This is a genomic window from Thioclava dalianensis (assembly GCF_000715505.1).
Lineage (GTDB): Bacteria > Pseudomonadota > Alphaproteobacteria > Rhodobacterales > Rhodobacteraceae > Thioclava > Thioclava dalianensis.
Window position 1 is genome coordinate 1 of record NZ_JHEH01000065.1, and the last position, 6324, is coordinate 6324.

Consider the following 6324-nt stretch of genomic DNA (forward strand, 5'->3'; position numbering starts at 1 on the left):
CCGGTGACGGGTTGAGGGCTGGGAGAGTGGCTCCCGGCGCCTGTCACGGAGGAATACCGATGGGTGTTGTGGAAGTTCTGGATCCGGTCGCACCGGCGCGGGCTGGTGGCTGGAAGGTGGACGCGAGCCGGGGTGAGCGGAACGGGCGGGTGTCGTCCGAATGGTTCAACCGGCCCGATGATGAGAGGTATCTGTCGCTCGATGATCTCTGGGCCAGTGTGAAAGGCCGCTCCGAGCGCAGCCGCAGCCGGGTGGTCCAGACGGCCGACATCCGGGTCGAGGCCGCGCGCGACAACCCCGAGCGATTGCACCTGATGCTGCCGAAAGCGCATGAACCGGTCGCGCCGACGCACTGGGCCTTTGGCCAGCTTGCCAGCATCGTCGGCGCTCCGGCGTCTTACCTGCGGCAGCTGCCCGCGCCGCTGGCCGGGATCAACCTGCAACACGGCCTGACCAACCACCGCGCCGAGCAGGTGAAGACCTTCGAGACCGAGGATGGCCGCACGGAGTTGCGGGCAGTGACCGGTCCGGACTATGGCCGCATCCACGATTTCGAGCTGGTCGAAGCGGTGCAGCGCATCGCGGGCAATGGCACGGGCGATACGCGCTGGAAGGTGCCGGGTGTGCTGGACTGGTCGACCGGGGTCTACAATCCCGATGTCGAGATCAGCCGTGACACGACCACGCTCTATGCCTCGGACCGCGACGTCTTCCTGTTCCTGGTCGACGATCGCAACCCGATCGAGGCGGGCAAGTTGGCGGACGGCTCTCCCGATCTCTATTTCCGGGGCTTCTATTGCTGGAATTCCGAGGTGGGCGCGAAGACCCTCGGCATGGCGAGCTTCTACCTGCGGGCGGTGTGCCAGAACCGCAACCTCTGGGGTGTCGAGGATTTCCAGGAGATCAAGATCCGTCACTCGAAATACGCCGCTTCGCGCTTCGCACATAAGGCCGCGCCCGCGTTGACGCGGTTTGCCAATTCCTCGCCGCAGGGGTTCGTGAACGGGATCAAGGCGGCGCGGCAGCAGATCGTGGCGCGCAGCGATGAGGACCGTGCGGATTTCCTGCGTAAGCGCGGTTTCTCGAAAGCCGAATCCGGCAAGATCATCGAGAAGGTGCTGATGGAGGAAGGCCGCCCGCCCGAGAGCATCTTCGATTTCGTGCAGGGCATCACGCGGCTCGCCCGCGACAAGACTCAGCAGGATGCCCGCCTTGATATGGAAGGGCGCGCCAAGAAGCTCCTCGACCGGGTCGGCTGACGCGAAGCCCGGCACAGCGACCGCCTGCATCCGCGGCGGTCGCGTTTTCCTCTTCCACATGCACGCCACTGGCCCCGCCCCGAGAGGGCAAGGGGCTTCGGCCTGCGCATTTCAGCGAGACCCCCATGACCCCCCAGGAAGAAACTGTCATCCTCGAGGCCCGCGACATCCTCGGCCGCTATCTCAGCCGAAACCCCGTCATCGACAGCTGGCAGGCGCTTCTTGACTATTGCGCGCTTACGGTGCGCGGGCCGATCGAGCGGTTCCACGTGCTCTATCTCGACCGCAAGAACCGCATCATCGCCGATGAGCTCTTGTCGATCGGCACGGTCGACCATGTCCCGGTCTATCCACGCGAGGTGATCAAACGGGCTCTGATGCTGAACGCCAGCGCCCTGATCCTGATCCACAACCACCCGTCGGGAGATCCAACGCCGTCGGAGGCCGATCTCAGCATGACCGGGGAGATCCAGAATGGGTGTAAGTTTTTCGGCCTGACGCTGCATGACCACATCATCGTCGGCGCCGGGACGGAACTGAGCCTGCGGGCCCTGGGCAAGCTGTGACGCGCCTTGCGAGCCTGCCGCCGTCACCCTTCCGAGGAAGAGGGCGGGGGTTTGGTCTTTGACGGTTTGAAGCGGGGAGAGAGGCTCTCCGCACCGTCGGAGATATGCCCATGTTCGACCTTCCTCTCCAAACTCAGCCGGAAACGCAGAAGACAGGTTTGCCGCCGAGCCTCCTGACCGTTTTTGCAGATCAAGACTTACCGTTCGCACTCACGACGGCTTGCCATGCGCCCGCAGCTCTCATGTCCGGGCAGGCACACCCCAAGGTACTGGAGCGGTTTGCCACGCTGGCCGAGGCCATGCAGGGGGCAATCATTCACGCCGAAGATATCACACCTGAAGACGCTCCGCGCATCCTGGCAATCCTCGATCGGGAGGGCCGTCTCGTTCTGGCCGGAGCTACCTGTGATGGCGGGGTCGCATGGTGCCACCCGGTCTCGGATGCCGCCGAAGCCCGCGCCGTCGTGTCCGAGGCCAGCCAGACCCGCGCGCAGGCCATGCGGGCGGCCGAGTGGCATGAACATGGCCTCGCGCGAAGGCTGCGGCACCACGCCGACGTTCTCGATTCCCGTCTTGTCGATCCGCTCTGGCGTGTCTTCGCGTCTCGCGCCCTGCAGATCGCGGCGTGACGCCCGAGAGTCAGAGAAGGGCAGGGGAGGATGTGAGCCTACGAGGACGAGAGAGAGCCTCGGGGTTCAGATCCTTTCCCTCATTTCGGAGTTTCCAATGTCCAATATCGAACCCACCCTGGCCGCGCCGATGGCGCCGTCCAGGATTGATTTCGCCGCCGTGCTGGCTCGGCAGTCCGAGCGTGACGCGCGGATCGCAGCTTTGCGTCCGGCCAACAAGGAGCGCCTCTTCGATGGCCTGACTGCCGCGGGCATCACCCATGTGACCGTGACCTTCGATGGGGCCGGGGACAGCGGCCAGATCGAAAGCATCGGCGCGTGGTCCGGGGAGACCGCCGTCGATTTCCCCGCGACCGAGATCGACTACGCCGCGCTGACCTCGGACGACCCCGAGGTCGAGATGCGGCAGCTCTCGCTCGAAGATGTCGTCGAGCAACTGGCCTACGACTTCCTCTCCGACACCCATGGTGGCTGGGAGAACAACGACGGTGCCTGGGGCGAGTTCTGCTTCGACGCGGCCGCCCGCTGCATCCACCTTGAGTTCAACGAGCGCTTCACCTCGTCTGAACTCTACACACACGATTTCTGAGGGGGCGGCGATGGCACATCCCTATCACCACGCCCTGTCCTCGGTGAAAAAATGGGGCGGCACGGTCGACGATTTCATGGCGGTGCATGCCTGGTTCGACCAGAGCAAGGAGATTACTGCGGACTTCCGGCACCGGGCTTTACGCCACCATGCCGAGGGCATCTTCATGGCCGAGACGATTTTCGGGCAGACCCTCACGCTCTCGACCGGGCGCATCATCCCGACCCGCTGGGTCGGGGAACAGCATGTGAAGGAAGACCTCGGCTTCATCCCGAGCTTCGCCGACTGGGTAAAGGCGATCCGGCCCGAACCCTGGATGGGCCGGGCCGAACGGATCGAGGCACAAGTCGATCCGCATCTCGCCTCGCCCGTGGTCGAGGTTACCTGACATGACCGACCCAGCCTATCAGCGCCTCGGGCTGCCAGCGACCGCTTCGTCCTTTGCCGTCCTGCGCGCGGCGGCCCGGGCGCTGCACCCCGACACACGCGCTGTTTGCGGCCTCCGGACCGCGCGCAAGCGTTTCTACCGGCAAATGCTCTGCGCGCATGCCGCACGAAAGGCGGCAGACGACACGTCGATCGGCTGATCGCTCCCGGCCGACCCTTCATCCCGATTCAGTACCCGGCCTCTTGGCCGGGTCTTCCCCATTAAGGAGGTTCCCATGGCAGATTACTTCACCCATTTCTCGTGCCTGCTCGACGTCGGCAGCCCCGACAAGGCTGCCCGTGCACTCGCGCTGTTCCAGGAACTGCGCGCTGCGGATCAGGACGCCGACGACCCGGATGTCGCGGGCTTCGATCTCATGCGCCAGGACGCGCCCGAGGGCAGCAGCCTCTGGATCCATGATGACGGGAACGGCGATGTCGAAGCCGTCATCCGCTTCGTCCTGCGTCTTGCTGAAGAGCTCGACCTCACCGGCCCTTGGGGGTTCCAGTATTCTCTGACCTGCTCTCGGCCACGACTCGACGCCTTTGGTGGCGGCGCGCATGCCATCGATCTCGGTGCGCGCAAATCCATCGGCTGGTCCAGCACGCAAGAATGGCTGGCCGCCGCATTGAACGGGGAGGACATCGATGCCTGAGGTGATCTGCACCACCGTCTACCAGTTCCCCGAACTCTCGGATGCCGCCAAGGAGAAGGCCCGCAACTGGTATCGCGACCTTGGACCCCACGACGACTGGTGGGATGCGGTCTATGAGGATTTCGAGCGGGTCTGCGAAATCCTCGGCATCTGCCTGAAGACCACCGCCGTCCGCCTGATGGGTGGCGGGGCGCGGGCCAAGCCTTGCATCTGGTTTTCCGGTTTCTGGAGCCAGGGCGACGGCGCCTGCTTCGAGGGCTACTGGTCCCACGCCAAGGGCGCGGCCACGCGCATCCGGGACTACGCCCCGACCGACGCGACGCTGCATGGCATCGCCGACCGTCTGCAGGCCATCCAGCGCCAGAACTTCTACCAGCTCGCCGCGGAGGCCAGCCACCGTGGCCACTATTACCACGAATATACCATGTCGATCGACGTCACGCGGGACAGCCCGCGAAACTTCTACCAACTCGCCGCCGAGGCCAGCCACCGTGGCCGCTACTACCATGAATACACCATGTCGATCGACGTCACGCGGGACAGCCCGAGGTGGCAGCCGCCGACCGAGGACGCCGAGGAGCTCGTGACCGAGGCGCTGCGCGATCTGGCCCGCTGGCTCTACCGCCAGCTTGAAGCCGAATACGACCACCTTACCTCGGACGAGGCCATCGAGGAGGGGATCATCCTGGCAGCCGCCGACCGAGGACGCGGAAGATGTCGTGACCGAAGCGCTGCGAGATTTGGCCCGCTGGCTTTACCGCGAGCTTGAGGCCGAATACGACCACCTCACCTCGGACGAGGCCATCGAGGAGGGGATCATCGCGAACGCGTATACGTTTACGGAAGCAGGGCGGCGGTTCGGGTAACAGAGATCAAAGCGTAAGGTTCATTTGATCTTTACAGTAAGTCCATATGTCAACGAGTATACGTTCACGGAAGGAGGGCGGCGGTTCGGGTAACAGTGATCAACGCGCAAGGTTCATTTGATCTTTACAGTAAGTCCATATGGACTATATTGAAGCCAATGGAGGACGCCATGTACGTTGCAGAGAAGATCCGGGAACCCGCACAGATCAACGCCGTCGCGCTGAAGGCCTATGCGCGCGTGGCTGATGCTTGGGGTCTCAGCCTCAAGGAGGCGGCTGGCCTTGCCGACATGTCAGAGAGCACGTGGAAGCGCGCCAAGAAGCCGATCAACGCCGTCGCGTTGAAAGCTTATGCACGCGTGGCCGATGCTTGGGGTCTCAGTCTCAAGGAAGCGGCTGGCCTTGCCGACATGTCAGAGAGCACCTGAAGGCCTATGCGCGCGTGGCTGATGCTTGGGGTCTCAGCCTCAAGGAGGCGGCTGGCCTTGCCGACATGTCAGAGAGCACGTGGAAGCGCGCCAAGAAGCCTGACTTTGCGGGGGAACTGACCAAGGACCAACTGCTGCGGCTCAGCGCTGTAATTGGCATCTTCAAGTCGCTGGAAGCGCGCCAAGAAGCCGGATTTCGCTGGGGAGCTCACCAAGGACCAACTGCTGCGGCTCAGCGCTGTAATTGGCATCTTCAAGTCGCTCGAACTCTACTTCTCGGAGCCTCTGGCAAAAAGCTGGTTCACCCGACCGAACAAGGGGCCGCTCTTTGGTGGAAGCCGACCAGTCGACACCGCCATCGACGGGGGTTTGCCGCAGATTCGGCCAGTTGACACCGCCATCGACGGGGGTTTGCCGCAGATCCTCGCGGTTCGGACCTATCTTGATGCGTTGCGTGGTGGGGCATGAAGCAGACCGAGATTTCCGATCGCGGTCTCGTTCGTCTCCTGCCCGCCACCTACCACAAGCCACCATCGCTGCGCGGTCTCGTCGATACCGATGACGAGATGGAGATCTTGGCAGAGATCGAGGGCCTGACCAGTGGACGTCTACAGGCCGAACGCGGGCGCAACCCGCATCTGGACCCGCGCGAACTCGCTTGGCAACGCCGCAGCCGCGATCTGCGCATCTATGGGGACAGTCACGTCAACGCAGCCTTCACTTACACCCGCGCCGGCGGAAACCGCTTCAACGCCGAGGAGCGCGGCGCGTGGTACTGCGCATGGGATGTGATGGTTTCTGTCAGCGAAGTGGCCTGGCACCGCACACGCGAACTCGGCTTTACCGGCAGCTTCCAGGACAGCGCCCGCTATGTGGAATTGCTGGCCGACTTCATCGGCGTCTTC

Annotated in this window: 10 protein-coding genes and 1 pseudogene; all 11 read left to right on the forward strand. The window is 63.8% G+C overall.

All coding sequences use genetic code 11. From position 1 onward, the window contains the following. Positions 1 to 59: 59 nt before the first annotated feature. Positions 60 to 1259: a hypothetical protein gene (locus tag DL1_RS20105; protein ID WP_038070026.1), complete on the forward strand. Its 1200-nt coding sequence runs from the start codon at positions 60 to 62 to the stop codon at positions 1257 to 1259. Positions 1260 to 1384: 125 nt separating this feature from the next. Continuing rightward, a complete protein-coding gene (locus DL1_RS20110; RefSeq protein WP_038070029.1) occupies positions 1385 to 1825 on the forward strand; it encodes a JAB domain-containing protein in 441 nt (146 codons plus the stop codon). Positions 1826 to 1935: 110 nt separating this feature from the next. Continuing rightward, positions 1936 to 2454, forward strand: coding sequence for a hypothetical protein (locus DL1_RS20115; RefSeq protein WP_038070031.1), 519 nt, complete (start codon positions 1936 to 1938; stop codon positions 2452 to 2454). Positions 2455 to 2551: 97 nt separating this feature from the next. Next, positions 2552 to 3043: a DUF6878 family protein gene (locus DL1_RS20120; protein WP_038070033.1), complete on the forward strand. Its 492-nt coding sequence runs from the start codon at positions 2552 to 2554 to the stop codon at positions 3041 to 3043. Positions 3044 to 3053: 10 nt separating this feature from the next. Next, positions 3054 to 3431: a DUF6915 family protein gene (locus DL1_RS20125; RefSeq protein ID WP_038070035.1), complete on the forward strand. Its 378-nt coding sequence runs from the start codon at positions 3054 to 3056 to the stop codon at positions 3429 to 3431. A 1-nt stretch (position 3432) separates the two neighbouring features. Continuing rightward, positions 3433 to 3630: a hypothetical protein gene (locus tag DL1_RS20130; RefSeq protein WP_038070038.1), complete on the forward strand. Its 198-nt coding sequence runs from the start codon at positions 3433 to 3435 to the stop codon at positions 3628 to 3630. Positions 3631 to 3705: 75 nt separating this feature from the next. Further along, complete coding sequence (locus tag DL1_RS20135) at positions 3706 to 4125, forward strand: hypothetical protein (protein ID WP_038070040.1); 420 nt, start codon at positions 3706 to 3708, stop codon at positions 4123 to 4125. Then, positions 4118 to 4894 (forward strand): antitoxin of toxin-antitoxin stability system, encoded by a 777-nt coding sequence (locus DL1_RS20140; protein WP_248642605.1) that lies wholly within the window; start codon positions 4118 to 4120, stop codon positions 4892 to 4894. The genes DL1_RS20135 and DL1_RS20140 overlap by 8 nt, the downstream gene beginning before the upstream one ends. Before the next feature lie 267 nt (positions 4895 to 5161). Further along, on the forward strand, positions 5162 to 5419 hold the full coding sequence (locus DL1_RS22380; RefSeq protein ID WP_428837388.1) for an antitoxin Xre-like helix-turn-helix domain-containing protein: 258 nt from the start codon (positions 5162 to 5164) through the stop codon (positions 5417 to 5419). Next, a pseudogene (locus DL1_RS20150) lies at positions 5362 to 5887 on the forward strand (antitoxin Xre-like helix-turn-helix domain-containing protein). Before DL1_RS22380 ends, DL1_RS20150 begins: the two are co-directional and overlap by 58 nt. Continuing rightward, positions 5884 to 6324 (forward strand): RES family NAD+ phosphorylase (locus DL1_RS20155; protein ID WP_038070045.1); only part of this gene is annotated, 441 nt, incomplete at its 3' end. The pseudogene DL1_RS20150 and the gene DL1_RS20155, both read left to right, overlap by 4 nt.

What these genes read in the sequence shown, in the direction of transcription:
- DL1_RS20105 (WP_038070026.1), top strand. Translation starts at nt 60, where the DNA reads ATGGGTGTTGTGGAAGTTCTGGATCCGGTCGCACCGGCGCGGGCTGGT.
- DL1_RS20110 (WP_038070029.1), top strand. Translation starts at nt 1,385, where the DNA reads ATGACCCCCCAGGAAGAAACTGTCATCCTCGAGGCCCGCGACATCCTC.
- DL1_RS20115 (WP_038070031.1), top strand. Translation starts at nt 1,936, where the DNA reads ATGTTCGACCTTCCTCTCCAAACTCAGCCGGAAACGCAGAAGACAGGT.
- DL1_RS20120 (WP_038070033.1), top strand. Translation starts at nt 2,552, where the DNA reads ATGTCCAATATCGAACCCACCCTGGCCGCGCCGATGGCGCCGTCCAGG.
- DL1_RS20125 (WP_038070035.1), top strand. Translation starts at nt 3,054, where the DNA reads ATGGCACATCCCTATCACCACGCCCTGTCCTCGGTGAAAAAATGGGGC.
- DL1_RS20130 (WP_038070038.1), top strand. Translation starts at nt 3,433, where the DNA reads ATGACCGACCCAGCCTATCAGCGCCTCGGGCTGCCAGCGACCGCTTCG.
- DL1_RS20135 (WP_038070040.1), top strand. Translation starts at nt 3,706, where the DNA reads ATGGCAGATTACTTCACCCATTTCTCGTGCCTGCTCGACGTCGGCAGC.
- DL1_RS20140 (WP_248642605.1), top strand. Translation starts at nt 4,118, where the DNA reads ATGCCTGAGGTGATCTGCACCACCGTCTACCAGTTCCCCGAACTCTCG.
- DL1_RS22380 (WP_428837388.1), top strand. Translation starts at nt 5,162, where the DNA reads ATGTACGTTGCAGAGAAGATCCGGGAACCCGCACAGATCAACGCCGTC.